Raw genomic sequence first — 25,053 nt, 5'->3', positions numbered from 1 at the left:
CTCGCGTGAACTGGTTGGACTGGGTCCTGATCGTGCTGGTGGCCTGCTACGCCTTCTCGGGCTACTGGCAGGGCTTCATCACCGGCGCCTTCGCCACCGTCGGGCTGCTGCTCGGTGGCTGGGTCGGCGTCTGGCTCGCGCCCCAGGTGCTCGGCGACGCCAACCCCTCGGTGTGGGTCTCCCTCGGCGCCCTCTTCATCGTGATCCTGACCGCCTCGCTGGGCCAGGGCCTCTTCCAGTACGCCGGCGCGCGGGTGCGCGACACGATCAGCTGGCGTCCCATCCGCGCCCTCGACGCGCTCGGCGGGGCGGCCCTGTCCGCGGCCGCCGTGCTGGTCGTCGCCTGGGCGCTGGGGGTGGCGGTCTCCGGCACCCGGATCGGGCCGGTCACCTCGGCGGTGCGCGACTCGACGGTGCTCTCCACCGTCAACGACGCGATGCCGCCGCGGGTCAGCAGCGCCCTCGACCAGTTCAACACCGTCGTCGGGACGTCGTTCTTCCCGCGCTACCTCGAACCCTTCGCTCCTGAGCGGATCGTCGACGTCGGTCCCGGCCCGGCACGGCTCAAGGGCGACCCGGACGTCGAGGCCGCCGGCAACTCCGTGTTCAAGATCCGCGGCGCGAACTCGTGCGGCCGCGGTGTCGAGGGCTCCGGCTTCCTGATCGCGCCTGGCTACCTGATGACCAACGCCCACGTCGTGGCCGGCGTGAACAAGCCGCAGGTCTCGCGCGGCTCGAGCAGCGAGCCCGGCAAGGTGGTCCTCTACGACCCCAGCGTCGACGTGGCGGTCATCGCCTTCGACAGCGGCAAGGCCGCCTCCCTGGATCTCGCCGACGCCAAGGCCGGCGACGGGGTCGCGATCCTCGGCTATCCCCAGGACGGACCCTTCGACGTCGAGCCCGGCCGGATCCGGTCCGAGCAGCGGCTCCGCTCCCCGAACATCTACGGCACCGGCACCGTCATCCGCGAGGTCTACTCGCTGCGCGGCCTGATCCGGCCCGGCAACTCCGGCGGCCCCGCGATCGACGGCAACGGTGACGTCGTCGGCGTGATCTTCGCGGCCTCCGTGACCGACCAGGACACCGGCTACGCGTTGACCGCCGACCAGGTGCGGCCGCTCGTCGAGGCCGGGATCACCCGGACTGCGCGGGTGCCGACCGGCGACTGCGCCTGATCCCGGCGAGCGTCTCGTCGAGCAGGGTCACGACCGCGACCAGGCAGAGGCACGTCGAGAGCCAGGCGTACTGCTCCAGGCCGGGGAGGTAGGCGGTCAGTGCCTGCACCGTCGCCACGTACCAGCCGAAGCAGGCAGCGAGGACGGCGACCGGCAGGCCCGACAGGTGGCCCCAGTCGGCCCCGACCAGCATCACCAGCGTCAGCAGGATCATGCCCGTGAGCGCCAGCCCCGGCAGGTACACGGCGACGTTGATCGCGAACGCCGGCCCGGCCTCGAGGTCCAGGTTCGGATCGGTCGACGGGGTCAGGAAGACCAGGCCGTAGATCAGCACGCCCCATCCGGCGATCAGGGCGGCGGCGCCGGCGATCCGGTGGGCGCGGTTGCTCCAGCCGCGGGCCACGTCACAGCCTCGGTGTGCGCGGCGGTTCGGTGCGGCGCTGCCGGGTCGCCTCGATCGCGACCCCGAGCTGGAGCAGCCGGCTGTCGTCGTACGCGCGGCCGGCGATGGTCAGGCCCACGGGCATCGCGATGTCGGCCATCAACCCCATCGGCACGGTGACCGTCGGGATGCCGAGGTGGCGTGGGACGAGGTTGCCGTTGGCCACCCAGACCCCGTTGCGCCAGCCCTGGTCGGCGGAGGACTCGGAGACGTCCATGTCGGCGGGACCGACGTCGGCGACGGCGGGGAAGACGACCGCGTCCAGCTCGAGCGAGTCCATCCAGGCCTCGAGGTCGACCCGGCGGGTCTCCTCCAGGCCGGCCAGGCCGGCGGCCAGCTCCGGGATCTCTTCGAACGAGCCGTAGCCGTCGGCGGTGGCCTGCGCCGGATAGGTCGCGATGTCGTCGTCGAAGCCGGTGTACCGGTCCGGCAGGGCACCCGGCGGGTGCGGGAAGATCGTGGCGCCGTCGAGTCCCGCGAGGGTGTCGAGAGCGGGATCGCCGTTGGCGGACAGGAAGTCCTCCCACGACCAGGCCGACAGGTCGACGATCTCGCGCCGCAGGAACGCCGGCGTCACCAGACCTCGGGTGAAGACCGTCGGCGCCCCGGCCCGGTCGCCCTCGTAGTTCGACACCACCGGGAAATCGACCTCGACCACCTCGGCGCCGGCCGCCTCGAGATCGGCGCGCAACGCCTCCCACAACGCGATCACCGAGGCGCGGGTCTCGATCCGCTCGCCCGTCGGGCCGCCGATCCCGGTCGCACCGACCCCGGCGTCCGGGTCGGCGTTGATGTACATCCGCGGCACCCCGAGCCGGACGCCCTGGAGGCTCGCGGAGGTGGCGAGCGCCGGGTACGACGCCGGGCGCACCGTGCTCGCCGCCGGAATGTCCACCCACGACTGGGAACGCCACAGGTCCCCGCGCGTCTCGGGATCGTCGGCGACGATCACGTCGAGCACCTCGAGCAGGTCGGCCATCGTCCGGGTCTGGGGGACGACGACGTCCATCGTCGGCACCAGCGGCCAGTTGCCGCGCACCGAGATCACGCCCCGCGACGGGGTGTAGGCGCACAGCGCGTTGTTGGTCGCCGGCCCGCGACCGGACGACCAGGTCTCCTCGCCGAGTCCGAACGCGCCGATCGAGGCGGCCGTGGCCGTCCCCGACCCGTTGGAGGAGCCGGAGCCGAAGGGTGCGGTCAACCAGTCGGCGGCGTACGGCGACTCGGCCCGGCCGTAGAGGCCGCGCTGCATGCCGCCGTTGGCCATCGGAGGCATGTTCGTCTTGCCCAGGCAGATCGCACCGCCGGCCCGGAGGCGGGCGACGGCGAAGGCGTCCCACTGGGCGACGAGGTCGGCGAAGGCGGGGGAGCCGCAGGCGGCCGTGAGCCCGCGGACGAGGTAGGAGTCCTTGGCGGTGTACGGGATCCCGTCGAGCGGGCCCAGCAGCTCACCGCGGGCGCGACGCTCGTCGGAGGCGGCCGCCTCGGCCAGTGCCGCGGGGTTGTCGACGATCACCGCGTTCAGCCGCGGGCCGGAGCGGTCGTAGGCCGCGATCCGTGCCTGGTAGGCCTCGACCAGCCCGACCGACGTGACCGCGCCGCTGTCGAGGGCGGCGCGCAGGGAGGCGATCCCCGCTTCGACGACGTCGAATCCGGACGCCGTCGTGCTCATCGGAGCGTCAGGCCTTGCCGGTGAAGGCCTGCGGGATCTTCTTCGCCTCGGCGATCGCCCGTTCCGGTGCGCGCACCTTCTGGACCTTCTTCACGCCGAGGAAGATCAGCAGCGCCGCGACGGCGACGTACACGAAGAAGATGATCATGAAGGCCCACTGCAGGTCGAGGCCGTCGCCGTTCCAGTGGATCAGGTAGGCGAACGAGAACGACAGCATGATGATCGCCAGCACGACCAGGAAGATGGCGCCGGCGAACATGCCGATCCCGGTGCCGCCGTTGGTCAGGCTCACCTTGAGCTCGGACTTCGCCAGCTCGATCTCCTTGGAGATCAGGCTCGAGATGTCTCGGCTCGCGTCGGAGACCAACCGGCCGATGGTGGGCTCTTCGGGGGTGGGCTGCGTCATACGGGGGACCTTACTAAACGGTGACGAGAGTTGGCCGTCGGTCCGTCCTCATCGCGTGGCATTCTCGTGCTCCTCGATGCGTCGGTAGGCCCGGTTGCGCCCGCGCAGCACGACCGCCGCGAGCAGCGCCGAGGTCAGCGAGCCCAGCAGGACGCCGACCTTGATGTGGTCGGTCTGGGCGTCGGTGTCGAAGGCGAGGTCCCCGATCAGCAGCGAGACGGTGAACCCGATGCCGCCGAGCATCGCCATCCCGATGACGTCGATCCAGGTCAGCCCGTCGTCGAGCTCGGCGCGGGTGAAGGTGGCCAGCAGCCAGGTCGACACCGTGATCCCGATCGGCTTGCCCAGCACGAGCCCGGCGATCACCCCGAGGGTGAGGGGGTTGGTGAGCGAGTCGGCGATCCCGTCGAGGCCGCCGAGGGAGACCCCCGCGGCGAAGAACGCGAACAGCGGTACGGCGACGCCGGCCGAGACCGGTCGGACGACGTGCTCCAGGTGCGTGGCCATCCCGTCGTCGGCGGTGCCGGAGGCCCCGATCACCGGGACGACGAATCCCAGCACGACCCCGGCGACGGTGGCGTGGACCCCGGAGGCGTGCACGCACCACCAGGCGGCACCCGCCAGGGGGAGGAGCAGCCACCAGGTGGTGCGGCCGCGACGCACGACCACGGCGAACCCGACGATCGGTAGGACGGCCAGCAGCAGGTACCCCGGCGAGAGGTGGTCGGTGTAGAAGAGCGCGATCACCGTGATGGCGAGCAGGTCGTCGACCACCGCGAGGGTGAGCAGGAAGGTCCGCAGACCGCTGGGCAGGTGCGTGCTGATCACCGCGAGCACCGCGACGGCGAAGGCGATGTCGGTCGCGGTGGGGACCGCCCATCCGGCCAGGTCACCGCCGTCGGTCAGGTTGACCAGCACGTAGATCAGCGCCGGCGCGAGCATGCCGCCGACCGCCGCCCCGACGGGCAGCGCGGCCCGGCGCAGGTCGGCGAGGTCGCCGTCGACGAACTCCCGCTTGAGCTCGAGGCCGGCGACGAAGAAGAAGATCGCCAGCAGCCCGTCCGCCGCCCACTCCTCCAGGGACAGGTGCAGGTGCAGGGCGTCGGGCCCGACGACGTGCTCGCAGAGACGTTGGTAGGCGTCTGCGGCGGGACTGTTGGCCCAGACCAGGGCGATCGCGGCGGCGACGATCACGAGGATCCCGCCGACCGCCTCGGTCCGCAGGATGGCTGCGACGCGGGCGCGTTCGATGGTCGGGATGGAGGTGAAGAGACGAGGCACGAAGTCTCCTTCGGGGTCGGTACGGGCGTTGCCGACCAGACTTCCCGGCGCACCTGCGAGCCAGCCTACTGATCGCCCCTGTTCGCGCCGGCGTGATGGGATGGGGTCATGGGTTACCTGATGCCCCCGGAGTGGGCGCCGCAGGAGCGGATCTGGATGGCGTTCCCGGCGCCCGGCTACTCGCTGGGAGAGACCGAGGAGGAGGCCGCCGAGGCACGTGCTGCCTGGGCGGCGGTCGCCAACGCGATCATCGAGTTCGAGCCCGTGACGGTCGTCGTCGATCCGTCCGAGGAGGCGAACGCACGGGCGCTGCTCGACCCGCGGATCGACCTCGTGACCACGCCGCTCAACGACGCCTGGATGCGCGACATCGGGCCGACGTACGTCCACGACGAGTCCGGTGAGCTCGCTGCCGTCGACTGGATCTTCAACGGCTGGGGCCAGGCCGAGTGGGCCGCCTGGGACAAGGACGAGCTCGTCGGCCGGTTCGTCGCCGAGACCTCGCAGGTGCCGGTGGTGGACTCGCCGATGGTCAACGAGGGCGGCGGCATCCACGTCGACGGCGCTGGCGTGGTGATGGTCACCGAGACCGTTCAGCTGGGCGAGGGACGCAACGACACCTGGACCCAGGAGCAGGTCGAGGCCGAGCTGGGGCGCACGATCGGAGCCACCGAGGTGGTCTGGCTGCCGCGCGGGCTGACCCGGGACTACGAGACCTTCGGGACCCGCGGGCACGTCGACATCGTGGCCACCTTCACCGCGCCGGGGCAGGTGCTGCTGCACCGCCAGGACGACCCGGAGCACCCCGACTTCGAGCTCTGCCGCGAGCTGAAGGCGCAGCTGTCGGAGCGGTTCACGGTGACCGACCTGCCGGCCCCGGTGACCATCCGGGACGAGGAGGGCTGGGTGGACTGGTCCTACGTCAACCACGTCGTGGTCAACGGCGGCGTGATCGCGTGCAGCTTCGACGACGACAACGACGCGGCGGCCGTCGCGATCCTGGAGGCCGCCTACCCCGGACGGCGCGTGGTCACCGTCGACGCCCGGCCGATCTTCGACCGCGGCGGCGGGATCCACTGCATCACCCAGCAGCAGCCGTTGCCCCGGCCGTCGGCGTGACCGGCTCGATGGAGATCCGGCGGCTGAGCTACGACCACCCTGATGCCGTCGCGCTGATCGGTCGGCTCCAGGAGTTCTACGCCGAGCGGTACGGCAGCGGTGACGACGACCCGATCGAGGTCGAGGCGTTCGCCCTGCCTCGGGGGGTGTTCCTGGTCGGCTATCTCGACGGGATCCCGGTGGCTACGGGCGCCTGGCGCCGCATCGAGCTCGACCGCCTGGGTGCCGCGACGCTCGCCGAGGTGAAACGGATGTACGTCGTCGCTGAGCACCAGCGCCGCGGTCTGGCGGGGGAGATGCTGGAGGCTCTGGAGGACACCGCCCGGCAGGCGGGGGTCGAGGCACTCGTCCTGACCACGGGCACGGGCCAGCCCGAGGCGGTCGCGTTCTACGCCGCGCGCGCGTACGACCGGATCGACCCGTTCGGTCACTACGCGCACTCGCCCGCGGTGCGGGCCTTCGGCAAGCTGCTCGTCGACCCCCTTGACCGGATGTAGAACGCGTTCTAGTTTCGGGGCATGACTGCGACCCGCGAAGCGATTCTTGAGACCGTCAACGCCTACGTGAACCTGGTGGCCAACGGCACGACGGACGAGATCATGGACCTCTTCGCCGAGGGCGCGACCGTCGAGGACCCGATCGGCACCGACGTGCGCAGCTCGCCTGAGTCGATCCGCGAGTTCTACGCCACGCTCCAGGACCTCAAGCAGACCGCCGAGATCAAGGCGGTCAAGATCGGTGCGGGACAGGCCGCGTTCCTCTTCGAGCTGGTCACCCACGCCGACGACGCGACCTACACCGTCGCCCCCATCGACGTGATGACCTTCAACGACGACGCCAAGATCACCAGCATGCGGGCGTTCTGGTCCGACGAGGACTTCCAGATCAGCTGAACTGGAGGAAAGTAACGCGCGAATCCGGGTGAACCGGGGCAAAGTAACGCCACGTGTCCAGGAAGAAGCGGGCGAGGAAGCCGCCGATCGACAAGAAGAAGATCGCCAAACGCCTCGACCGTGCCCTGAAGCAGAAGCTGCTCGTGCGCATCCGGCGGTGGATCCCTGACGCCGACCGGATCGACGGGTACGTCGTCGGGGTCGGTGCGCGATGGGTGGCGCTGGCCGATCTCTCCGACGAGATGCACCTCGACGGGTGGACCTTCATCCGGCTGAAGGACATCCAGGCCGTGGACCTCGATCCTGACGTCGAGTGCTTTCCCACGCGCGCGGTCAGGTTGCGTGGCCAGTGGCCGCCGACGAACCCGTGCCCCGACGTCGCCGTGCTCGATGACGTCGTCTCGCTGGTCACGACGGTGCGTGACCTCTCGCCGCTGGTGACCGTGCATCGAGAGTTCTCGAGGCCGGACGCCTGCTGGATCGGCGCCGTCACCGACATCGACGAGCGTCGACTGTGGCTGCATCAGGTCGATCCCGATGCGGAATGGGGTCGCAAGCTTCGACAGAAGGACCTCGACGACCTCACGCGGATCCAGGTCGGCGGCGCATACGAGGAGGCGCGCGCTCTCGTGGCCGGGCCACGGCCCGCGTCCGACTGAGAACCTGCGAAGCGGTGGAGCGCCACGGTCAGTAGGTGACCGTGGCGCTCCACAGCCGGGGTCAGTCGTCGGTGTTCTTCGCCTGGCCTGCGGCGATGAAGTCCATGATCGACGCGTCCGCCAGGGTGGTGGTGTCCCCGACGTCGCGCTTCTCCGCCACGTCGCGCAGCAGGCGGCGCATGATCTTGCCCGAACGGGTCTTGGGCAGCTCGGGGACGATCATGATCTCGCGCGGCTTGGCGATCGGGCCGATCTCGGCCCGGACGTGGTCCGAGAGCGACTTCTCGATCCCCGATTCCGGACCGCCGTCGACGCCCTCGCGCAGGATCACGAACGCGACGACCGCCTGACCGGTGTCCGGGTCGGTCGCGCCGACGACGGCCGACTCGGCCACGGCCGGGTGCGAGACCAGGGCCGACTCGATCTCGGTGGTGGAGAGTCGGTGGCCCGAGACGTTCATGACGTCGTCGACCCGCCCGAGCACCCACAGGTCGCCGTCCTCGTCCTTCTTGGCACCGTCGCCGGCGAAGTAGAAGCCGCGATCGGCGAACATCGACCAGTAGGTGTCGACGTACCGCTCGTCGTCACCCCAGATGGTGCGCAGCATGGAGGGCCACGGCTCGGTGACCACGAGGTAGCCGCCCGACGCGTTGGGGACCGGTTCCCCGGCCTCGGTGACGACGTCGGCGCTGATCCCGGGCAGCGGCGTCATCGCCGAGCCGGGCTTGCCGGCCGTCACGCCGGGCAGGGGGCTGATCATCATCGCGCCGGTCTCGGTCTGCCACCAGGTGTCGACGACCGGGGTGCGGTCGCCGCCGATCACGCGGCGGTACCAGACGTAGGCCTCGGGGTTGATCGGCTCACCGACGCTGCCGAGGATCCGCAGGGACGACAGGTCACGTGCGGCGGGGACGGCGTCGCCCTGCTTCATGCACGCCCGGATCGCGGTCGGCGCGGTGTAGAAGATCGTGACGCCGTACTCCTCGATGATCTGCCACCAGCGACCCCGTTCGGGGGCGTCGGGCGTGCCTTCGTAGAGCACCTGGGTCGCACCGTTGGCCAGCGGGCCGTAGGCGATGTAGGAGTGGCCGGTGATCCAGCCGACGTCCGCGGTGCACCAGTAAACGTCGGTCTCGGGCTTGAGGTCGAAGACCGCGTGGTGCGTCCAGGCCGCCTGGGTCAGGTAGCCGCCGGAGGTGTGCAGGATGCCCTTCGGCTTCCCGGTCGTGCCCGAGGTGTACATCACGAACAGCGGGTGCTCAGCGTTGAACGGCTGCGGGGTGTGGTCGGACGACGCGGTGTCCACCACGTCGTGCCACCACAGGTCCTTGGCGCCCCAGGCCACGTCCTGCCCGGTCCGGCGTACGACGACCACGTGCTCGACCTCGTGGCCGGCGTCGGACGCCTTGACCACCGCGTCGTCGACGGCCGGCTTGAGCGCGGCTGCGGATCCGCGCCGGTAGCCGCCGTCGGCGGTGATGACGACCTTGGCGCCACAGTCCTCGATCCGGGCGGCCAGGGCCTCGGCCGAGAAGCCGCCGAAGACGACGGTGTGGATCGCGCCGAGTCGGGCGCAGGCCTGCATCGCGATCACCGCCTCGGGGATCATCGGCAGGTAGATCGCGACCGTGTCGCCGGCGCTGACACCCAGATCGGTGAGCGCGTTCGCTGCTCGGGAGACCTCGTCCTTGAGGTCGGCGTACGTCAGGTCCCGCTTGTCCTCGAGGGGCTCGCCGACCCAGTGGATCGCGACCCGGTCGCCGTTGCCGGCCTCGACGTGGCGGTCGATGCAGTTGGCCGAGACGTTGAGCTCGCCGTCGCCGAACCAGCGGAAGAACGGGGCATTCGAGTCGTCCAGGACCGTCTGGGGAGCCGTCGACCAGGTCAGTCGCGCCGCCGCCTCGGCCCAGAAGCCGAGGCGATCGGCCGCTGCGCGTGCGGCGTCGTCGGCGGTCACGTTGGCGTTCGCCGCGATCTCCGCCGGCGGCGGAAAGCGGCGCTCCTCGTGCAGCAGGTTGGACAGGGTCTCGTCGGTCACGGTGCAGGATCCTTTCCGGCCAGTCGATCTTCCCCGAGTGGCGCGGGTCACAGTCTAGGTCGCTGGTGGGTTGCACCAACGTTGCCCACTAAGGTCGCCTGCGTGAGTACTCCGCTCGTCCCTCGCGTCCAATGGCGGACGTGGGCGAACCTGATCACCCTGGTCCGCACGGTCGCCGCGATCATCCTCGGCGTCATCGCCATCACGCAGGCCTCCGTGCCGATGCTGGCGATCGCCTACGGCGTCTACTGGGTGGGTGATTCGGCCGACGGCAACGCGGCGCGGATCCTCAAGCAGGAGACCCGGTTCGGGGCGACCTTCGACATCCTGTCCGACCGCGCGAACTCCTCGCTGCTGCTCGTCGGACTGCTCGGGATGCACCACGAGTTCGCCTGGCCGCTCGGGATCTACTTCGTCCAGTTCATGGTCGTCGACCTGCTGCTGACGCTCTCGTTCCTGTACTGGCCGCTGGTCAGCCCGAACCACTTCTACGAGGTCGACCGCACCGTCTACCGGTGGAACTGGTCGGTGCCGGCCAAGGTCGCCAACACCACCCTGCTGATCCTGCTGCTGCTCGCCTCCGGGCTGTGGGGACTGCCGGTCTGGGTGATCACCGTGGTGGCGATCTGCCAGCTCGTGGTGAAGCTGGTCTCGGCCCACCGGGTCTACGGTCTGATCACCGAGCTGGAGCGCACCGAACTCGCTGGCGCGTGAGCGAAAGCCTGACTGGGTAACCGGGATGGGTGACCGGAGTGGGTGAGGCGCGTGGCTGAGCTGGCGCTCGCCTGCCTGATCGCGATCGGGCTGGGCTGGGCCTCTGCGGTCATCCCGGTGATCAACGCCGAGGCGATCGCCCTCGCCGGCGGTGCGGTCAGCAGCGTCAACGACGCGATCTTCGTGACGCTGGCCCTGGCGATCGGTACGACGCTCGGCAAGTGCACCCTCTTCCTCGGCGTCCGCACCGGCAAGAACGCGGTCGCCCGCAAGCGAGCCGTCGACGCCGAGCTCGAGGCCGAGCAGCTCCTTCGCGGAGACCAACACACCGAGGTCGCCCGAACGGCGACCGAGGTGTCCGAGGTGGCCGAGTTGGCCGAGCCGGGGGACGAGGACGCTCCGCCGCCGAGTCGGTGGAAGCGGTTCAACGCCTGGCTGCTCGACGGACTCTCGCACCCGGTGAAGGGCCCGATCGTCATCTTCATCTGCGCCTCGGTCGGGATCCCGCCGCTCTTCATCACCGCTTCGGTCGCGGGTCTGTCGCAGATGAAGATCGTCCCCTTCGCGATCGCCGTCTTCATCGGACGCTGGATCCGGTTCCTCGCGATCGCGATCCCCGCCGCGATGGCGCTGCACCACTGACCGGCCATCTCGGCGAACGACGAGTCAGTACGGGCCGGAGACGATGTTGGTCAGGGGCGCCCCGAGGGCGTAGCGGGTGACCTGCTCGCCGATCAGGCGCTTGGCGCGGGGGTAGAACGAGCTCGCGGTGCCGCCGACGTGCGGCGTCATCAGGACGTTCGGGGTGGTCCAGAGCGGGTGGCCGGGCGGTGGCGGCTCGGGGTCGGTGACGTCGAGCGCGGCGCTGATCCGGCCCTCGGTGCACGCGGCGATCAGGGCCTCGGTGTCGAGGATCCCGCCACGGGCGACGTTGACCAGCAGGGCGCCGGGCTTCATCCGCGCGATCATGGCCGCGTCGAACAGGCCGGCCGAGTCACCGGTCAGCGGCAGGATCAGGATCACCACGTCGGCGTCGGGCAGCAGGTCGGGCAGCTCCGCGACCGCATGCACCGGTCCGTGATCGCCCGTCCGAGCCGTCCGCCCGACCATCACCGTGGTCGCCTCGAACGCCTCCACCCGACGTCGTACGGCGTCGCCGATCGCTCCAGCGCCGACGATCACGACCCGGGAGTCGGCCAAGGACGTGTGCCACTTCCGGTCCCAGACCTGCCGGTCCTGCTCGCGCACGTAGGTCGGGATGCCCCGCAGGGCGGCCAGCGTGAGCGTCAGGGCGAGCTCGGAGGTGGAGGCGTCGTGGATGCCGCGACCGCTGCACAGCGTGACCTGCTCGGGCACCCGACCGCGGAACACGTCGACACCGGCGAACTGCACCTGCAGCACCTCGAGCGCCGTCATCCGGATGAGCACGTCGAGGATGTCGAAGTCGAAGCCGTAGGGCACCGCGGCGAACCGGACCTCCTCGATCCGGGCCAGGTCCTCGGTCGCGAGTGCGCCGAGATCGACGTGGCGGACCTCGGCGCGCTGGAGTGCCTCGGGAGCGATGCCGAGCTCCTGCACGGGGTAGGGGACCCAGACGAGTGGTGTGACGATCATCGGTTTGAGCCTATCCAGGGTTACCCTCGTGGGGTCTCCCCGAGCCGCCGACAGGGTCACCTGTCTTCGGGTTGAGGCCAGGAGGGGACACTCACATGTCCGTCGCCGTTCTCGGCTCCTACGCCCAGATCCTCGGGCCCCGTCAGCGTCGGGCCGTCGTCGGGGCTGCCCTCGTCGGACGCCTGCAGCGTTCGATGTCCAACCTCGTCGTGCTGCTGCTGGTCGCCCAGCACACCGGCTCCTACGGCGCCGCGGCCGCGGTCGCGAGTGCCTCGATCATCGGGGTCGGCGTCGGCGGACCGCTCTGGTCCCGGCTCGCGGACCGGCGTGGGCAGCGCCCGGTGCTCGCGGCGAGCCTCACCACCTCGGTGGTCTCCGCGATCGCGCTGATCGCCGTGGTCACCCAGGACGCACCGCGGTGGACCTGGCTGGTGGCCGGCTTCGCCGTCGGCGCCACCGCCCTCGACTTCGGCAGCCTGATCCGGGCCCGGTGGGCCCGCGCCCTGACCGACCCGGCCCAGCGGCACACCGCCCTGGCGCTGGAGTCGGTGCTCGATGAGCTCTCCTTCGTCCTCGGCCCGTCCCTCGCCGCCGGACTGGCGGCCGCCGTCGGTGCCGGCTGGGCGCTCGGCGTCGCCACCGTCGCCGGCATCATCGGCGCAGCAGGCATCGCCTGGTACGGCGAGACCGTCGGTGCGTCCGACGTTCCCGCCCGCCGCGCCGGCGGAGTCGACGAGTCCTCCCGGCCGGCCGTCAGGCGTCGCGTGCTGCCGCGCGGGGTCCTGCCGATGCTGCCGGCCTACGCCGGCGTCGGGATGGGCTTCGCGACCATCGACGTCTCCGCGGTCGCGGTCGCCACGGAGGCCGGGATGGGCGGCATGGCCGGCCTGATCGTGGCCGCCTTCGCGGGCGGCAGCGTGATCTCCGGGATCGTGGTCGGCCCGCTCACCGCCTCCTGGTCGATGCAGCGCCGGCTGGTGCTCTCGTTCCTCGGCTACGCCCTCGTCGTGCCGCTGCTGCTGTTCGCGCACGACGTCCCCACCATGCTCGGGGTCGGCTTCCTGGTCGGTCTGTCGACCTCGCCGGTCCTGATCGCCGCGATGTCGTTCATCCAGACCTACGCCGAGCCGCACCGCCGCACCGAGGCGATGTCGTGGCCCGCGGTGGCGATCTCGGTCGGGATCACCGTCGGTGCGCTGATCGCCGGTGCGGCGATCGACGCCGACGGAGCCTTCGCAGGACTCAAGGTCGCGGTGCTGGGTGCCGTCGTGGTCGGCGCGAGCGCGGTCGTGGTGCGGCTGGTCTCCCGCCGCGGGATCGTCACTGAAGCAGCGTGAGGATGTTCTGCGCCGACTGGTTGGCCTGACGCAGCATCGACATCCCGGCCTGGGCCAGGATGTTGGTCCGGGTGTAGGCGGCCATCTCCGCGGCCATGTCGGTGTCGGTGATGCTGCTCCGTGAGGAGAGCAGGTTCTGCTGCGCCACCGAGATGTTGTTGATCGTGTGCTGCAGGCGGTTCTGGTAGGCGCCGAGGTTCGCCCGACCGGTCGAGACCGTCTGGATAGCCCGGTCCAGCACGTCCAGGGCCGCCGTGGCGGCACCGGCGCTGGACAGGTCGAGGGAACGCGTCCCGAGGGTGGCCGACGACATGTCGCCGACGGCGTTGATATCGAGTGTCTCCCCGGCGTTGGCGCCGATCTGGAGGGTGACGGCCTCGGTCTGGGCCGCCACGGCGCCGTTCGTGACCTGGAGCGTGGCCGACTTGCCGATGTCCGCTGCTGTCAGCGTGGCGCTGCCGAAGGTGATCTGGACCGCCACGTTGTTGTTCATGTTGAGCCCCAGCGCGACACCCTGGAAGGGGCCACCTCCGCCCGGACCGTTGAAGTCGTCGATGTAGAAGTCTGTGCCGTCGGTCCCGGTGACGTGGATCGCGATCTCACCCGGGTTCGTGCCGGCCTCGATCCCGAGAGTGATCCCCATGTCCGTGGTGACCGCTCCGGGGGTGCCGTCGCCCCAGTACGGCGTCCCGATGCTGGCGATGAGCTTGTCCGTCGATCCCGACGCGCCGACGGTGACGTCGGACGCGGTCAGGGCGCCGTTGAGCAGCTTCTGGCCGTTGAACTCGCTGGTGCTGGCGATCCGGTCGAGCTCCTTGTTGAGCTGGGTGATCTCCTTGCCGATCGCGGAGCGGGAGGCGGCGTCGTTGGAGTCGTTGGCGGCCTGGACGGCCAGGGTCCGCATCCGTTGCAGGATCGCGTGGGTCTCGGTCAGGCCGCCGTCGGCGGTCTGGAGGAGGTTGATCCCGTCCTGGGCGTTCCGGATCGCCTGCCCCAGGCCGTTGATGCTGGAGGTCAGCCGCTGTGCGATGGCCAGGCCGGCCGCGTCGTCGGCCGCTCGGTTGATCCGGAGCCCGGAGGAGAGCCGCTCGACCGCGGTCGCCTGCGCGCGCTGCACGGCGGCGAGGTTGCGGTAGGCGGTCAGCGCGCTGACGTTGGTGTTGATAGCGAGCGCCATCGGGGTTCCCTCCGTGGAACGACGATGCCGTCCCTCCCTGGACGGCAGTTCCCTCTTCGGCCGGGTGGTCCCGGACCTGAGCCCCGTCAGTGCCAGGTGAAGAGCTTGACCTCGCCCGTGTCGTCCCCGGGCATCGCGTAGTCCTCGAGCACCCGCGGCAGCGCGACCGCTGTGTGCTCGATGCTCGGCGTCGGTTCGTTGCTGGAGATCAGCGTGGTCGGCATCGGCGGGGTGACCGGCTGCTTGTCGGTCACCTTGGCCCGCCAGACCTCGCACACGTAGGGCAGCCGCATCCCGCCGGTGCCGCGGCCGTAGTCGTCGTACAGCGCCTCGACCTGGCGACGGACCTCGTCGCGCTCCTCGGGGGAGCGGCTGATCGTCACCGAGCGGCTCAGCGCGAGGTCGACCAGGGTGTCGCGGTCGATCTCCTGCCAGAACGTGAAGGTGGCGTAGTCGACGCCCGCGAAGTAGCCCGACGCGACCAGGTCCTCGGTGGGGTCGACGCCGTCCGACGGGGTCGGGCCGATGATCCGACCGAGCTTGCGCACCCACGGGATGGACTCGTCGCGGCGGTTCCAGGCCAGCGCGAGGTGTCCGCCGGGCTTGAGCACGCGGGCGATCTCGGGCAGCGCCTGGTCGAGGTTGAACCAGTGGAAGGCCTGCGCCGCGACGACCACGTCGACGGTCCGGTCGGGGACGGGCAGCTGCTCGGCGACGGCCTTGGTGGCCCGGACGTCGGGCAGGTGTCCGGCCAGGACGTCGAGCATCGCGTCGTCGGGATCGGTGGCGAAGACGTGGTAGCGCTGGGCGACCAGGCCGCGGGTCAGCTTGCCGGTGCCGGCACCGAGCTCGAGCACGGAGACGAACGTCGTGCCGGGCTGACCGACCATCCAGGTGACCGCTTCGGCGGGGTACGACGGCCGCCCACGGTCATACGCTTCGGCCTGCTGACCGAAGGAGCGAGCGGGTTCCACCATGGCGGCCAGACTAGTCGTCGTTAGCCTTGTCCCTCGTGACTGATCCGCTCGCACGTCTCGTGTCTCTCGAGGGTGTCGCCTCGGCCTACGCCGCCGCCCGTGACGGGATCGACGTCCTGCAACGCGACCGCGGGCTGCGCAAGACCACACCGGAGCAGACGGGAGAGGCGCTGCTGCGGGGCGCGCACGCCAGCGCGGTGCTCTCCGGGTCGGAGTCGACGCTCGCGCAGCTGCGTGCCGGCGAGGGCGACGAGACCGCCGAGGACGCGGTCCGGCTGTCGGCCGAGCTGCTCTCCCTGGTGCCGGTGATCAGCACCGCGCCCCTGCAGGCGCTCGCCCGGCTGCACGCCGTCGCGGCCGCCGGTCGGGTCGGCGACGACGCACTCGGCCGGCCGGTCTCGGCCGAGGCCGCCGTACGGCTCAAGGGGCTGGCCGACCTGCTCTCCTCGCCCACGACCGCGCCCGCGCTGGTGGTCGCCGCGATCGTGCACGCCGACCTGGCCACCGCGGCACCGTTCGCCTCCCACAACGGCCTGGTCGCCCGCGCCGCCGAACGGCTCGTGATGGTCGCCCGCGGCGTGGACCCGAAGTCGTTGACCGTGCCGGAGGCCGGACACCTGGCGCTGCGCGCGGAGTACGAGTCCAACCTGCGCGGCTACGCCGGCGGCACGCAGGCTGGGGTGCACGCCTGGCTGCTCTACGGCGCTGAGGCGTTCACCGCCGGGGCCGAGGCGAGTCCGCTACGTCGCGAGGCGCTCTGACCCGGTAGTGCACGTGCGTGGCGTAGGGCGAGCTCCAGGTGCCCAACACCGCGAGATCGAGATCGTGGTCGAATCCTTCGAACAGGCGCTTGCCGCGTCCCAGCACCACGGGCGCGGTGGAGATCGCGAGCTCGTCGACGACGCCCGCGGCCAGGCCCTGGCGGATCAGGTCCGCTCCGCCGCAGAGCGAGATCGCGCCGTCGCCGGCAAGCTCGCGCCCTGTCGCCAACGCCGCACCGAACCCGTTGACGAACACGAAGCCCGTGCTGGGATCGGGCTGGTCCTCGGTGCGGTGGGTCAGCACCACCAAGGTCCCCGGAAATGGGTTCTGGCCGCCCCATCCGCCCGCCGAGTCTTACATGCCGCGGCCGGCGATGCCGCTGGACGTTCCGTCGGTGATCGTCTCGAAGAAATCCCGGTCCGCACCGGACATCCCGTCGGTGTGGTGGTCGCCGTCCGCGTAGGTCCACGGACCGCCCATCACCCAGTAGCGCAGCCGCTCGCCGCCGATCCCGAGACCGTGCTCCGGACCGTCGTGCGGCCCCACGATGTAGCCGTCGACCGACGTGGTGATCCCTGCGATGACCTTTCCCATGGCGCGTCCGCCTCTCGACGATCAGGATCCGGACAAGACGATGGCACCCGGCTCAGGGGAACCGGGTGCCATCTTCACTTCACGCGTCCATCGGGTTACCAAGCGTGCACTTGTCCTATTGCTGCCGGCGGGTTGTCTCTCCGCTGCGAACAGCGTCCTCAAAGAAGGAGCGATCACCGCGTGGGTACCCAACCGCGTGTGGCCTTGTTGATTTGTTCTGACTCCTGTCTACGCCTCATCGGTGCCATAAACAAGGGTTGATCTTCGCTGCCCCCGGAGGCAGGGTGGGAGGGTTGTCAGGCGCCGATGCGCCGGCGCCGGGCACTCGCCCAGATCACGCCACCGGCCACCATCACACCGCCCACCGCGAGCGCGGCCAGCGTCGGCTTGGCCGCCGGGAGGGTGGCCCGGAGTGCGACCGGCTTGGTGAAGACCAGGATCGGCCAGCTGCGCTCGGTGGCGGTCCTGCGCAGCTCCTTGTCCGGGTTGACCGCGAACGGGTTCCCGACGGCCTCGAGCATCGGTACGTCGGTCACGGAGTCGGAGTAGGCGAAGGACTCGGTCAGGTCGTAGCCGCGAGCGGCCGCCAGCTCCCGGATCGCGGTCGCCTTGTTCTCGGCGTAGGCGTAGAAGGTGATCTCGCCGGTGTAGCGACCCTCGTCGTCGATGCCGACCTGGGTCGCGATGACGTGGTCGGCGCCGAGCATCTCGCCGATCGGCTCGACGACCTCGACCCCGGAGGCGCTGACGATGATGACGTCGTGGCCCGAGGCCTTGTGGTCGGCGATGAGCTGGACCGCCTCGTCGTAGACCAGCGGGTCGACGACGTGGTGCAGGGTCTCGGCGACGATCTCCTTGACGGTGGAGACGTCCCAGCCGGTGACCAGCTCACTCATGAACTGGCGCATCTCCTCCATCTTGTCGTGGTCGGCGCCACCGAGGACATACATGAACTGCGAATAGGCGCTACGCAGCAGGGTTTTGCGGCTCAGCAGTCCGCCCGCCGCGAACGGACGGGTGAAGGCCAGAGCGCTCGACTTGGCGATGATCGTCTTGTCGAGGTCGAAGAACGCTGCCACGGTTCCCACCCCTTCATCGTACGGGCACCGGTCGTGTCCCCTGCGGGGACTTCGGTCACGGTTATCCCCAACGCTCGGCCACTTCCGGCACCGTGGGCGGCGTGCTCGGCACCCTCGTGGCATGCCGCTCCCGTCGCCCTCGACCGCACAGAACGCCCCGATCGCCCTCGTCGTCACCCGGGACTCGTCGCTGCGCGACGAGCTGACCGATCTGGCCGCAGCCGCCGGGGCACCGGTCGCGTGCGCCGACGACCCGGGCAGTGCGCTGCGCCGCTGGGTCTCGGCCGGTGCGGTCCTGGTCGGGGCTGACCTCGTCGGTGAGCTCGCCGCCAGTGCCCCGCCGCGCCGGGGCCAGGTCGCCGTCGTGGCCTGGCAGGACCCGGCGGCCGCCGTCTACCGCGCCGCGTGGGGCGTCGGTGCCGACAGTGTGGTCGAGCTGCCGGAGGGACGGGGCTGGCTGCAGGAGACCCTAGGTGGACTGGGGGAGTCGGAGGCGTCGCGCGGCTTCACCTTCGGGGTGGTCGGCGGATCGGGTGGGGTCGGTGCGACCACGTTCGCCTGTGCCCTCGGCCAGGTCGCGGCAGCGCCCTCGGCCGTGGTCGACCTGGACCCGCTCGGTCCCGGGGTCGACCGGGTGCTCGGGCTCGAGGAGGTCGCCGGCATCGGCTGGACCGACCTGGCGGCCAGCCGCGGTCGGCTCAACGCCCAGACCCTGCGCGCCTCGCTGCCGCGCCGTGACGGGGTCTCCGTGCTGGCCTACGGCTCGACGCCGGTGGACGTCGCCCCGACGGTGGTGCGCGACGTGCTGGCCGCGGTCCGTCGTGGGCACGAGGCCGTCGTCCTCGACCTGCCGCGCACGCCGGGAGCGACCTGGGAGGAGGTCGTGCCGCGCTGCGACCTCGTGCTGGTCGTGGTGCACCCGACCGTCGGTGGGGTGGCGTCGGCGCTGCGGGTGATCGCCGCGCTGCCGGACCGCGACCGGGTGCGCGTGGTGATCGGGCACGGAGGCGGGGCCGAACCGGCGGTGGTCGAGCGGGTGCTCGGCGCGCCGGTGATCGCCGAGCTGCCGCGATCGCGCCGGATCGCCGAGGCCGTCGACCTGGGCTACGGCCCGGTCCGGCACCGGGGCGAGCGGCTGGCCCGGGTGGTGCGCGAGGTCGCTGGGACGGTCGGCGTCGCATGAGCGCCCTGCCGCAGGAGAGCGATCTCACCGACGTCCGCTCCTGGCTCGCGGCCCGACCGGGCGACATCACCCCACACCGGGTCGCCGAGGCACTCCGGGCGACCGGTCGTCCGGTCGGGGACCAGACGGTGCTGGCCACGGTCGACCTGCTGCGCCGGGAGGTCGACGGCGCCGGGCCGCTCGAGCAGCTGCTGTGCCTGCCGGGCGTGAGCGACGTCCTGGTCAACGGGCCGGACCAGGTCCTGATCGACCGGGGGCACGGGCTGGAGACGGCTGCCCTGACCTTCCCGGACGAGGCAGCGGTCCGGCGGCTCGCCCAACGGTTGGCGGCCGCGGCCGGTCGACGACTCGACGACGCCGTCCCCTACGTCGACGCCCGGCTCACCGACGGCACCCGTCTGCACGCGGTGCTGGCGCCGATCGCGCGCCCGGGGACCTTGATCTCGCTGCGGGTCCCGGCCCGCACGACGCTGCCGTTGGAGGCCAGCGTCCCGGCGGCGCTGATCCCCGTCGTGCGGCAGATCGTGGAGCGGCGCCTGGCCTTCCTGGTCAGCGGCGGCACCGGATCGGGGAAGACGACGCTGCTGGCGGCGCTGCTCGGGCTGGTGCCCGCGACCGAGCGAGTGCTGATCGTCGAGGACTCCTCCGAGCTGCGGCCCGACCATCCGCACGTGGTCGCACTGGAGGCGCGGCCGGCGAACGTCGAGGGTGCCGGTGCGGTCACGCTCCAGACCCTGGTGCGGCAGGCGTTGCGGATGCGCCCGGACCGCCTCGTGGTCGGGGAGGTCCGCGGCGCCGAGGTGGTCGACCTGCTGGCCTCGCTCAACACGGGCCACGAGGGCGGATGCGGCACCGTGCACGCCAACTCGGCCCGCGACGTCCCGGCCCGCCTGGAAGCCCTCGCCCTGTCGGCCGGGTTGTCGCGGGAGGCGACGCACGCCCAGATCGCTGCCGGCCTCGACCTGGTCCTGCACATCGACCGCAGCACCCGCCGGGTCACGCAGGTCGCGATCCCCCACCGCGCCCGCTCGGGTCCTGTGCAGATGGTGCCGACGGTGACCTGGGTCGACGGCACCGTCGTGCCCGGGCCGGGGGCGGAGAGGCTGGCCGAGCGCATCGGCGCCCCGGTGGGAGGCCCGCCATGAGTGCGGTGCTCACCGCGACGTCGATCACCGCAGCGGCAGCGAGCGCGGCCCTGCTGGTGCGGCCGACGCCCGGCCCGCTTCGCCGGTCCGGCACCGCCCACACCGGCCGCACAGCGCTCGGCGCAGCGGCGGCGCTGGTCTGCCTGACCGCCGTCCTCGCCCCGCGGTGGGCGCTGCTCGGTGGACTGATCGGTCTGGCCGGTGTCGGAGGACTCGCCCTCGTCCGGCGCCGCGCCGCCGACCGCGCGGCCCAGCAGGTCGCCGCGCGGATCATCGAGATCTGTGAGCAGCTCGCCGCCGAGCTCGCCTCCGGCCAGCCGGCCGGATCGGCCCTGGCGCGGGCCGCCGACGCCTGGCCGGCCCTGGCACCGGTGGCCGAGGCCGAGCGCCTCGGTGCCGACGTCGCCCGCGCCTGGAGGCAGCTGGCGCACGAGCTGCCGGGAGCCGTGGCGCTGCGCTACGTCGGAGCGACCTGGCAGGTCGCCCGCCAGACGGGTGCCGGCCTGGCCGGCGCACTCGACCTGGTGGCCGCCGACCTGCGTGACGCCGCCCGCACGCGGTCGATCGTGACCGGGGAGCTCGCTTCGGCCCGGGCCACGGCCCGTCTGGTCGCGCTGCTGCCGGTAGCGGCCCTCGCGTTGGGCAGCGGGATCGGCGGCGACCCGTGGCACGTGCTGCTCCACACGACCCTGGGGGTGGGCTGCCTCGCGGTCGGGTTGGCGTTGGGCGTGGCCGGACTGTGGTGGATCGAGCTGATCGCGCGCGGGGCCGAGCGATGAGCCTCGCGCTCCTCGCAGTCGCAGTCGCAGTCGCTGGCGCGAGCGCCGCCGTCGCGCTGCTGGCCGGTCCGCCGCGGATCGGGCTCGGCGTCGTCGTACCCGGCACCCCGTCGGTCGACCTCACCCGCGAGGAGTGGTGGGTGCGCCGACATCGGGCGCTGCTCTGCTGCGGGGTCGCAGCCGGTGCCTGGGTGCTCGTCGGTGGCACCGTCGGTCTGGCGGTCGCGGCGCTGGTCGGGGGGTGGTGCTGGCGGGCGATCGGTCGGGCCGAGCCGACCTCGACGGTCGTCCGGCGCCGTTCCCTGGCCGCCGACCTCCCGATCCTGGTCCGGCTGATCGCCACCGGGATGCGGGCCGGACTGGCGCCCGCGACCGCGACCGAGTCGGCCGCTCGGGCGCTCGACGGTCCTGCTGCGGAACGTCTCCTCGAGCTGCTGGCGCCGCTGCACCTCGGCGCGGATCCGGGTGAGGTGTGGCGCCGGGTCGCTGCCGAGCCGGGAGTCGGACCTCTCGGGGTGGCTCTGCTGCGCTCGCACGACACCGGCGCCGCGGTCGGGATCGTCATCGAACGGCTGGCGCTGGAGCTGGCCCGCGCGACTCGGGCCGAGACCGAGGAGCGTGCCCGGAGGGTCGGCGTCCAGGCGGCGTTGCCGCTCGGGGTCTGCCTGCTGCCCGCGTTCCTGGCGATCGGGATCGTCCCGGTCGTCGCGGGCCTGGCGGGCGCCCTGGGGTGGTGAGAGCTCCCGGTCGCAGCGAGCGGTCGGGTGAGGAGGAGGTTCACGATGAAGGAACGGATGATCGGACGCAGTGCCGGGCGCCGGCAGCGCGGGATCACTACGGCGGAGTACGCCGTCGGGACGGCCGCCGGCGCCGGGTTCGCCGGGCTGCTGTTCAAGATGCTGACCGGGGGATTCGGCAATGACCTGCTGGAGAAGCTGTACCAGCACGTGCTGTCGCTGCTGGGCCTGTGAGACGCACCCGATCCGGCCGAGGGGCGGCCACCGCGGAACTCGCGGTGGCCCTCCCGGTGCTGGTCGCCGTCACGATCGGCCTGGCCTGGTTCCTCGCCCTCGGGGTGGCCCAGGTGCGTGCCGTCGACGCCGCGCGTGAGGCGGCCCGTTCGCTCGCGCGGGGCGATCCGCGAGCCGAGGCGATCGCCCGAGCCCGCCGCATCGGTCCGGCGGGCAGCCGGGTCACCGTGCGGGGTGAGGAGCTGATCCGGGTCCGCGTTCGCGCGACGGTGCACGGTCCGGGCGGGATCCTCCGCTGGGCCGCGGTGACGGTGCACGCCGACGCGGTCGCGAGTCGGGAGGACACCGGATGACTCAACGCGGCTCGGTGGTGCCGGCCGCCGTCGCGATGATCGGGGTGCTGGCGTCGGTCGGCCTCGGTGCCGCCGCGGTCGGTGCCCTGATCGTCGACCACCGGCGTGCCCAGTCCGCCGCGGACCTCGCTGCGCTCGCGGCCGCCACGGCCCACCAGGTCGGCGGTGACTCGTGCGGACGGGCCCGGGCCGTCGCGCTCGCCAACGGTGCTCGGCTGATCGGGTGCGACGTCGAGTCGTTCGCCGTCCAGGTGACGGTGCGGGTCACCGGGCCGCGCTGGCTGGGCCTGTCCGCCGACCTGGACGCGGTGGCCCGAGCCGGCTCAGATCACCCAGGGCTCGGGTGAGCGCTGGTGCAGCGTGGCGTCCATGCCGCCGTCGACGAAGAGCACCGAGCCGACCACGAGCGAGGCGTTCGGGGAGAGCAGGAAGGCGATCGCGGCGGCGATCTCCTCCGCGGCCCCGTCGCGACCGAGGGGGGAGACGAATGCATCGATCAGGTCACCCAGCACCGGGTCGGCCCCGACGGCTGTGGCCATCGGGGTCGCGATCTTGCCGGGAGCCACCGCGTTGACCCGGATCCCGGCACCGATCCACTCCGGTTTGATCCCCTCGCTGCGCGCCCACCACGCCAGGGCGGCCTTCGAGGCGGGGTAGATCATCACGGCGTCGCGCCCGGATGCTTCGGCGCGGGCGACGTCCTCGTCCTCGGTGAGGATCGCCTCGGCGACCTCGACCGGCCAGTTCGGCTGGGACGTGATCGAGTTCGAGGCGAGCAGGACGACCGAGGCGTCCCCGGCCGCGGCGAGCTCGGCGTGCAGCCCGCGGACCAGCCCGATTGCACCGAAGAAGTTCACCGACGCCACCAGCTCGGGGTCACCGCCGGTCAGTCCGGCGATCCCGGCCGCGGGCACGATGCCGTGCACGACGTCGGTCTGCTCCCGCACCGCGGCGACCGCGGCGGCCCGACCGGCCGGCGTGGCCAGGTCGGCGACGATGTCGGCCTCGTGCCGGTCGATCGTGATCACCCGGTGACCCTGCTCGGCCAGGTGGGCGACGGTCGCCGCGCCGATGCCGCTGGCAGCACCGGTGACGACGTACGTGCGGGTGGTGTTCATGAACCGTCCTTGATCCGGATGAGACCCGCGAGGGTCGCGATGTAGGCGGCTCCGTCGGGGCCGAGGTAGATGGCGGCATAGTGGTTGTTCCACTGGATGCCGGTCCCGGTCAGCTTCGACCAGACGACCTTGCCGGTGCGGATGTCGATCGCGGTGAAGTACCAGGCGTCGATGCCGTCGCCCCGAGCGGGCTTCGTGTACGCGTAGAGCAGCCCGCTGCCGAGGGAGGCCTTGGCCACCGACGTCGGTGCCGAGATCGTCCGGTTCTCCCAGGCGAGCCTGCAGCCCTTCTTGGTCACCACCACGCGACTGATCCCGGGTGTGGTGGTGGCGCCGAAGTTGGTCGTCTGGACGCCGGCGTACCCGTAGTTGTTCTCGGCCAGGACCGAGTTGCCGACCGCGACCAGGCTGTTCTCGGTGGTGCTGGCCCCGCTCGGGAAGATCGGGACGGCGCAGTGCAGCCGCTTCTTGACCCCCTTGCGACGGTCGTAGAAGAGCACCCGGGTGCGGGGTTCGGCGTTGTCGGTGATCGCGACCCAGCGCTTGCCGATCAGGGTCGGGGAGGTGCCGGAGCCCTGGGAGAGCATGCCCGGCTTGGTCGCGGACCCGCGGTCGTAGGAACGGCGCCAGGTCACGTGCGGTCGACCGTCCTTACCGGCGTCGACGCGGTACATCGCTCGTGTGGTGACGGCGTACATCCCGCCGGTCTCGTCGGTGGAGATCGAGTTGAAGAAGCCCTCGTCCTTGCCGAGTCGCAGCGTCCTGACCGCACCGGAGCCGCGGTTGAGGGTGCCGACCGTGCCCTGCTGGGTGACGAACCAGATCAGCCCGTTCCAGGCAAGACCGGTGGCGACCAGGCAGTCGCCGTCGGGGATCTTGCTGTCCAGCTTCCACTCCCGGCGGGCGACGAGGCCGACCGAGGGGGTCTCGCGGACGTCGACCTGGACGATCGAGTTGCGGGTCGTGGTGGCGAACGCACGGTTCTTCGGGTCGAGGAAGAAGTAGGTGCCCCCGCAGATGTCGGTGAACGGGTTCGCGCCCGTGGTGAGGTCCCGGGTCGACATCGTGACCTGGTCGATCGCGCGCAGGGAGACCGGATCGATCAGCATCATCACGAACCCTTCGAGCCCGCCGCACAGGCCGACGATCCGGCCCCGGGAGTCGAAGGTGATCGTGGCGCACTCACGCACGCCGTACGACTGCGTGGTCTGGGTGAGGTTGCGGCCCAACGGGCCCCGGACCGCGTAGGCGTCGGTGCTGTAGGCGTCGTTGTGCATGCTCGAGCGCCCGTTGCGGGCCAGGCCCGGATTCTGCGGGAGCTTCCAGCTCTGCGTGATGGGGCGGGCCGGGACGGCACCGCCGATGAAGCCGGGCACCAGCAGATCGGTGGGCAGAGCAGGGATCGGGAGGCCGGGGATGGCCGGGACCGGGGGCAGCTGGGCGGTCGGTTCGTCGGCTGCTCGGGTCGGTGCCAGGGCACCGGCGAGGAGGAGCGCCGCCAGCGCGCCGACGGCGCCGATCCGGAGCGGGCGAGAAGGGAGCATTCGCAGAATGTAACCCGTCGG

29 protein-coding genes are annotated in these 25,053 nt (G+C 71.5%); 16 read left to right on the top strand and 13 right to left on the bottom strand.

Annotated elements, in window-relative coordinates; all coding sequences use genetic code 11:
* The first annotated feature begins 5 nt into the window (after positions 1-5).
* Positions 6-1,175: a MarP family serine protease gene (locus ACZ5J1_RS16385; RefSeq protein WP_464560603.1), complete on the top strand. Its 1,170-nt coding sequence runs from the start codon at positions 6-8 to the stop codon at positions 1,173-1,175.
* Here ACZ5J1_RS16385 and ACZ5J1_RS16380 read toward each other — a convergent pair.
* From ACZ5J1_RS16380 to nhaA, 4 genes are read right to left on the bottom strand one after another with little or no spacing between them, the layout of a single operon-like run.
* Entirely contained in the window at positions 1,135-1,578 is a 444-nt protein-coding gene (locus ACZ5J1_RS16380) for a hypothetical protein (protein WP_464560602.1), read from the bottom strand. The two genes, ACZ5J1_RS16385 and ACZ5J1_RS16380, sit on opposite strands and share 41 nt — an antisense overlap.
* Before the next feature lies 1 nt (position 1,579).
* Positions 1,580-3,289 (bottom strand): amidase, encoded by a 1,710-nt coding sequence (locus ACZ5J1_RS16375; protein ID WP_464560601.1) that lies wholly within the window; start codon positions 3,287-3,289, stop codon positions 1,580-1,582.
* Positions 3,290-3,296: 7 nt separating this feature from the next.
* Positions 3,297-3,695: a phage holin family protein gene (locus ACZ5J1_RS16370; protein WP_464560600.1), complete on the bottom strand. Its 399-nt coding sequence runs from the start codon at positions 3,693-3,695 to the stop codon at positions 3,297-3,299.
* Between the two features lie 48 nt (positions 3,696-3,743).
* On the bottom strand, positions 3,744-4,976 hold the full coding sequence (gene nhaA, locus ACZ5J1_RS16365) for a Na+/H+ antiporter NhaA (protein WP_464560599.1): 1,233 nt from the start codon (positions 4,974-4,976) through the stop codon (positions 3,744-3,746).
* Positions 4,977-5,084: 108 nt separating this feature from the next.
* On the opposite strand from nhaA, the gene ACZ5J1_RS16360 reads away from it, so the two are divergent.
* From ACZ5J1_RS16360 to ACZ5J1_RS16345, 4 genes are read left to right on the top strand one after another with little or no spacing between them, the layout of a single operon-like run.
* The gene (locus ACZ5J1_RS16360; RefSeq protein ID WP_464560598.1) at positions 5,085-6,095 is read left to right on the top strand and encodes an agmatine deiminase family protein; all 1,011 of its coding nucleotides are present in this window, start codon (positions 5,085-5,087) and stop codon (positions 6,093-6,095) included.
* A complete protein-coding gene (locus ACZ5J1_RS16355; protein ID WP_464560597.1) occupies positions 6,092-6,592 on the top strand; it encodes a GNAT family N-acetyltransferase in 501 nt (166 codons plus the stop codon). Before ACZ5J1_RS16360 ends, ACZ5J1_RS16355 begins: the two co-directional genes overlap by 4 nt.
* Before the next feature lie 21 nt (positions 6,593-6,613).
* A complete protein-coding gene (locus ACZ5J1_RS16350; RefSeq protein WP_464560596.1) occupies positions 6,614-6,988 on the top strand; it encodes a nuclear transport factor 2 family protein in 375 nt (124 codons plus the stop codon).
* Between the two features lie 53 nt (positions 6,989-7,041).
* Entirely contained in the window at positions 7,042-7,647 is a 606-nt protein-coding gene (locus tag ACZ5J1_RS16345; RefSeq protein WP_464560595.1) for a hypothetical protein, read from the top strand.
* A 61-nt stretch (positions 7,648-7,708) separates the two neighbouring features.
* Here ACZ5J1_RS16345 and acs read toward each other — a convergent pair whose 3' ends face one another.
* Positions 7,709-9,685: an acetate--CoA ligase gene (gene acs / locus ACZ5J1_RS16340; protein WP_464560594.1), complete on the bottom strand. Its 1,977-nt coding sequence runs from the start codon at positions 9,683-9,685 to the stop codon at positions 7,709-7,711.
* 102 nt (positions 9,686-9,787) lie between these two features.
* Between acs and ACZ5J1_RS16335 the strand changes: the two genes are divergently transcribed.
* Entirely contained in the window at positions 9,788-10,399 is a 612-nt protein-coding gene (locus tag ACZ5J1_RS16335; protein WP_464560593.1) for a CDP-alcohol phosphatidyltransferase family protein, read from the top strand.
* A gap of 51 nt (positions 10,400-10,450) precedes the next feature.
* The gene (locus ACZ5J1_RS16330; protein WP_464560592.1) at positions 10,451-11,041 is read left to right on the top strand and encodes a hypothetical protein; all 591 of its coding nucleotides are present in this window, start codon (positions 10,451-10,453) and stop codon (positions 11,039-11,041) included.
* Between the two features lie 24 nt (positions 11,042-11,065).
* Here the strand turns inward: ACZ5J1_RS16330 and ACZ5J1_RS16325 are convergent, their stop codons facing one another.
* Complete coding sequence (locus ACZ5J1_RS16325; protein WP_464560591.1) at positions 11,066-12,013, bottom strand: NAD(P)-dependent oxidoreductase; 948 nt, start codon at positions 12,011-12,013, stop codon at positions 11,066-11,068.
* Positions 12,014-12,108: 95 nt separating this feature from the next.
* Here ACZ5J1_RS16325 and ACZ5J1_RS16320 point away from each other — a divergent pair, with 95 nt between their 5' ends.
* Positions 12,109-13,350 carry an MFS transporter gene (locus ACZ5J1_RS16320; protein WP_464560590.1) on the top strand — a complete coding sequence of 414 codons (1,242 nt, stop codon included), beginning with the start codon at positions 12,109-12,111 and terminating at the stop codon, positions 13,348-13,350.
* Here ACZ5J1_RS16320 and ACZ5J1_RS16315 read toward each other — a convergent pair.
* Complete coding sequence (locus tag ACZ5J1_RS16315) at positions 13,334-14,527, bottom strand: flagellin N-terminal helical domain-containing protein (RefSeq protein WP_464560589.1); 1,194 nt, start codon at positions 14,525-14,527, stop codon at positions 13,334-13,336. The genes ACZ5J1_RS16320 and ACZ5J1_RS16315 overlap by 17 nt on opposite strands.
* 86 nt (positions 14,528-14,613) lie before the next feature.
* Positions 14,614-15,504: a class I SAM-dependent methyltransferase gene (locus ACZ5J1_RS16310; RefSeq protein WP_464560588.1), complete on the bottom strand. Its 891-nt coding sequence runs from the start codon at positions 15,502-15,504 to the stop codon at positions 14,614-14,616.
* 35 nt (positions 15,505-15,539) lie between these two features.
* Between ACZ5J1_RS16310 and ACZ5J1_RS16305 the strand changes: the two genes are divergently transcribed.
* The gene (locus ACZ5J1_RS16305; RefSeq protein ID WP_464560587.1) at positions 15,540-16,265 is read left to right on the top strand and encodes a Fic family protein; all 726 of its coding nucleotides are present in this window, start codon (positions 15,540-15,542) and stop codon (positions 16,263-16,265) included.
* Here ACZ5J1_RS16305 and ACZ5J1_RS16300 read toward each other — a convergent pair.
* From ACZ5J1_RS16300 to ACZ5J1_RS16290, 3 genes are all read right to left on the bottom strand, one after another.
* Positions 16,219-16,572, bottom strand: a complete 354-nt coding sequence (locus ACZ5J1_RS16300) for a dihydrofolate reductase family protein (RefSeq protein ID WP_464560586.1) — start codon at positions 16,570-16,572, stop codon at positions 16,219-16,221. The two genes, ACZ5J1_RS16305 and ACZ5J1_RS16300, sit on opposite strands and share 47 nt — an antisense overlap.
* A gap of 48 nt (positions 16,573-16,620) precedes the next feature.
* Positions 16,621-16,860 carry a hypothetical protein gene (locus tag ACZ5J1_RS16295; RefSeq protein WP_464560585.1) on the bottom strand — a complete coding sequence of 80 codons (240 nt, stop codon included), beginning with the start codon at positions 16,858-16,860 and terminating at the stop codon, positions 16,621-16,623.
* A gap of 296 nt (positions 16,861-17,156) precedes the next feature.
* Positions 17,157-17,948, bottom strand: a complete 792-nt coding sequence (locus tag ACZ5J1_RS16290; RefSeq protein WP_464560584.1) for an HAD family hydrolase — start codon at positions 17,946-17,948, stop codon at positions 17,157-17,159.
* A gap of 112 nt (positions 17,949-18,060) precedes the next feature.
* On the opposite strand from ACZ5J1_RS16290, the gene ssd reads away from it, so the two are divergent.
* The 7 genes from ssd to ACZ5J1_RS16255 are packed head-to-tail and all read left to right on the top strand — an operon-like array spanning position 18,061 to position 22,717.
* Complete coding sequence (ssd, locus tag ACZ5J1_RS16285; protein WP_464560583.1) at positions 18,061-19,122, top strand: septum site-determining protein Ssd; 1,062 nt, start codon at positions 18,061-18,063, stop codon at positions 19,120-19,122.
* Entirely contained in the window at positions 19,119-20,267 is a 1,149-nt protein-coding gene (locus ACZ5J1_RS16280; RefSeq protein WP_464560582.1) for a TadA family conjugal transfer-associated ATPase, read from the top strand. The genes ssd and ACZ5J1_RS16280 overlap by 4 nt, the downstream gene beginning before the upstream one ends.
* Positions 20,264-21,046 (top strand): type II secretion system F family protein, encoded by a 783-nt coding sequence (locus tag ACZ5J1_RS16275; protein WP_464560581.1) that lies wholly within the window; start codon positions 20,264-20,266, stop codon positions 21,044-21,046. The genes ACZ5J1_RS16280 and ACZ5J1_RS16275 overlap by 4 nt, the downstream gene beginning before the upstream one ends.
* Positions 21,043-21,783, top strand: coding sequence for a type II secretion system F family protein (locus tag ACZ5J1_RS16270; protein ID WP_464560580.1), 741 nt, complete (start codon positions 21,043-21,045; stop codon positions 21,781-21,783). Before ACZ5J1_RS16275 ends, ACZ5J1_RS16270 begins: the two co-directional genes overlap by 4 nt.
* A gap of 45 nt (positions 21,784-21,828) precedes the next feature.
* The gene (locus ACZ5J1_RS16265; RefSeq protein ID WP_464560579.1) at positions 21,829-22,017 is read left to right on the top strand and encodes a DUF4244 domain-containing protein; all 189 of its coding nucleotides are present in this window, start codon (positions 21,829-21,831) and stop codon (positions 22,015-22,017) included.
* 44 nt (positions 22,018-22,061) lie between these two features.
* On the top strand, positions 22,062-22,370 hold the full coding sequence (locus tag ACZ5J1_RS16260) for a TadE family type IV pilus minor pilin (protein WP_464560578.1): 309 nt from the start codon (positions 22,062-22,064) through the stop codon (positions 22,368-22,370).
* Complete coding sequence (locus ACZ5J1_RS16255) at positions 22,367-22,717, top strand: Rv3654c family TadE-like protein (RefSeq protein WP_464560577.1); 351 nt, start codon at positions 22,367-22,369, stop codon at positions 22,715-22,717. The genes ACZ5J1_RS16260 and ACZ5J1_RS16255 overlap by 4 nt, the downstream gene beginning before the upstream one ends.
* On the opposite strand, the gene ACZ5J1_RS16250 is transcribed toward ACZ5J1_RS16255, so the two are convergent.
* Both ACZ5J1_RS16250 and ACZ5J1_RS16245 read right to left on the bottom strand, forming a co-directional pair.
* Positions 22,694-23,488, bottom strand: coding sequence for an SDR family oxidoreductase (locus ACZ5J1_RS16250; protein ID WP_464560576.1), 795 nt, complete (start codon positions 23,486-23,488; stop codon positions 22,694-22,696). The two genes, ACZ5J1_RS16255 and ACZ5J1_RS16250, sit on opposite strands and share 24 nt — an antisense overlap.
* The gene (locus tag ACZ5J1_RS16245; RefSeq protein WP_464560575.1) at positions 23,485-25,032 is read right to left on the bottom strand and encodes a hypothetical protein; all 1,548 of its coding nucleotides are present in this window, start codon (positions 25,030-25,032) and stop codon (positions 23,485-23,487) included. Before ACZ5J1_RS16245 ends, ACZ5J1_RS16250 begins: the two co-directional genes overlap by 4 nt.
* Between the last annotated feature and the right edge of the window lie 21 nt (positions 25,033-25,053).

It is taken from the genome of Nocardioides sp. JCM 18999 (genome assembly GCF_055391175.1).
The sequence above is the reverse complement of the archived record's forward strand: the minus strand, read 5'-3'. Positions and strand labels throughout refer to the sequence as shown.

Coding starts and splice junctions, on each gene's coding strand:
- ACZ5J1_RS16270 (WP_464560580.1), top strand. CDS start 21,043: ATGAGCCTCGCGCTCCTCGCAGTCGCAGTCGCAGTCGCTGGCGCGAGC.
- ACZ5J1_RS16375 (WP_464560601.1), bottom strand. CDS start 3,289: ATGAGCACGACGGCGTCCGGATTCGACGTCGTCGAAGCGGGGATCGCC.
- ACZ5J1_RS16325 (WP_464560591.1), bottom strand. CDS start 12,013: ATGATCGTCACACCACTCGTCTGGGTCCCCTACCCCGTGCAGGAGCTC.
- ACZ5J1_RS16250 (WP_464560576.1), bottom strand. CDS start 23,488: ATGAACACCACCCGCACGTACGTCGTCACCGGTGCTGCCAGCGGCATC.
- ssd (WP_464560583.1), top strand. CDS start 18,061: ATGCCGCTCCCGTCGCCCTCGACCGCACAGAACGCCCCGATCGCCCTC.
- ACZ5J1_RS16280 (WP_464560582.1), top strand. CDS start 19,119: ATGAGCGCCCTGCCGCAGGAGAGCGATCTCACCGACGTCCGCTCCTGG.
- ACZ5J1_RS16350 (WP_464560596.1), top strand. CDS start 6,614: ATGACTGCGACCCGCGAAGCGATTCTTGAGACCGTCAACGCCTACGTG.
- ACZ5J1_RS16245 (WP_464560575.1), bottom strand. CDS start 25,032: ATGCTCCCTTCTCGCCCGCTCCGGATCGGCGCCGTCGGCGCGCTGGCG.
- ACZ5J1_RS16320 (WP_464560590.1), top strand. CDS start 12,109: ATGTCCGTCGCCGTTCTCGGCTCCTACGCCCAGATCCTCGGGCCCCGT.
- ACZ5J1_RS16265 (WP_464560579.1), top strand. CDS start 21,829: ATGAAGGAACGGATGATCGGACGCAGTGCCGGGCGCCGGCAGCGCGGG.
- ACZ5J1_RS16310 (WP_464560588.1), bottom strand. CDS start 15,504: ATGGTGGAACCCGCTCGCTCCTTCGGTCAGCAGGCCGAAGCGTATGAC.
- ACZ5J1_RS16295 (WP_464560585.1), bottom strand. CDS start 16,860: ATGGGAAAGGTCATCGCAGGGATCACCACGTCGGTCGACGGCTACATC.
- ACZ5J1_RS16315 (WP_464560589.1), bottom strand. CDS start 14,527: ATGGCGCTCGCTATCAACACCAACGTCAGCGCGCTGACCGCCTACCGC.
- ACZ5J1_RS16360 (WP_464560598.1), top strand. CDS start 5,085: ATGGGTTACCTGATGCCCCCGGAGTGGGCGCCGCAGGAGCGGATCTGG.
- ACZ5J1_RS16255 (WP_464560577.1), top strand. CDS start 22,367: ATGACTCAACGCGGCTCGGTGGTGCCGGCCGCCGTCGCGATGATCGGG.
- ACZ5J1_RS16275 (WP_464560581.1), top strand. CDS start 20,264: ATGAGTGCGGTGCTCACCGCGACGTCGATCACCGCAGCGGCAGCGAGC.
- ACZ5J1_RS16370 (WP_464560600.1), bottom strand. CDS start 3,695: ATGACGCAGCCCACCCCCGAAGAGCCCACCATCGGCCGGTTGGTCTCC.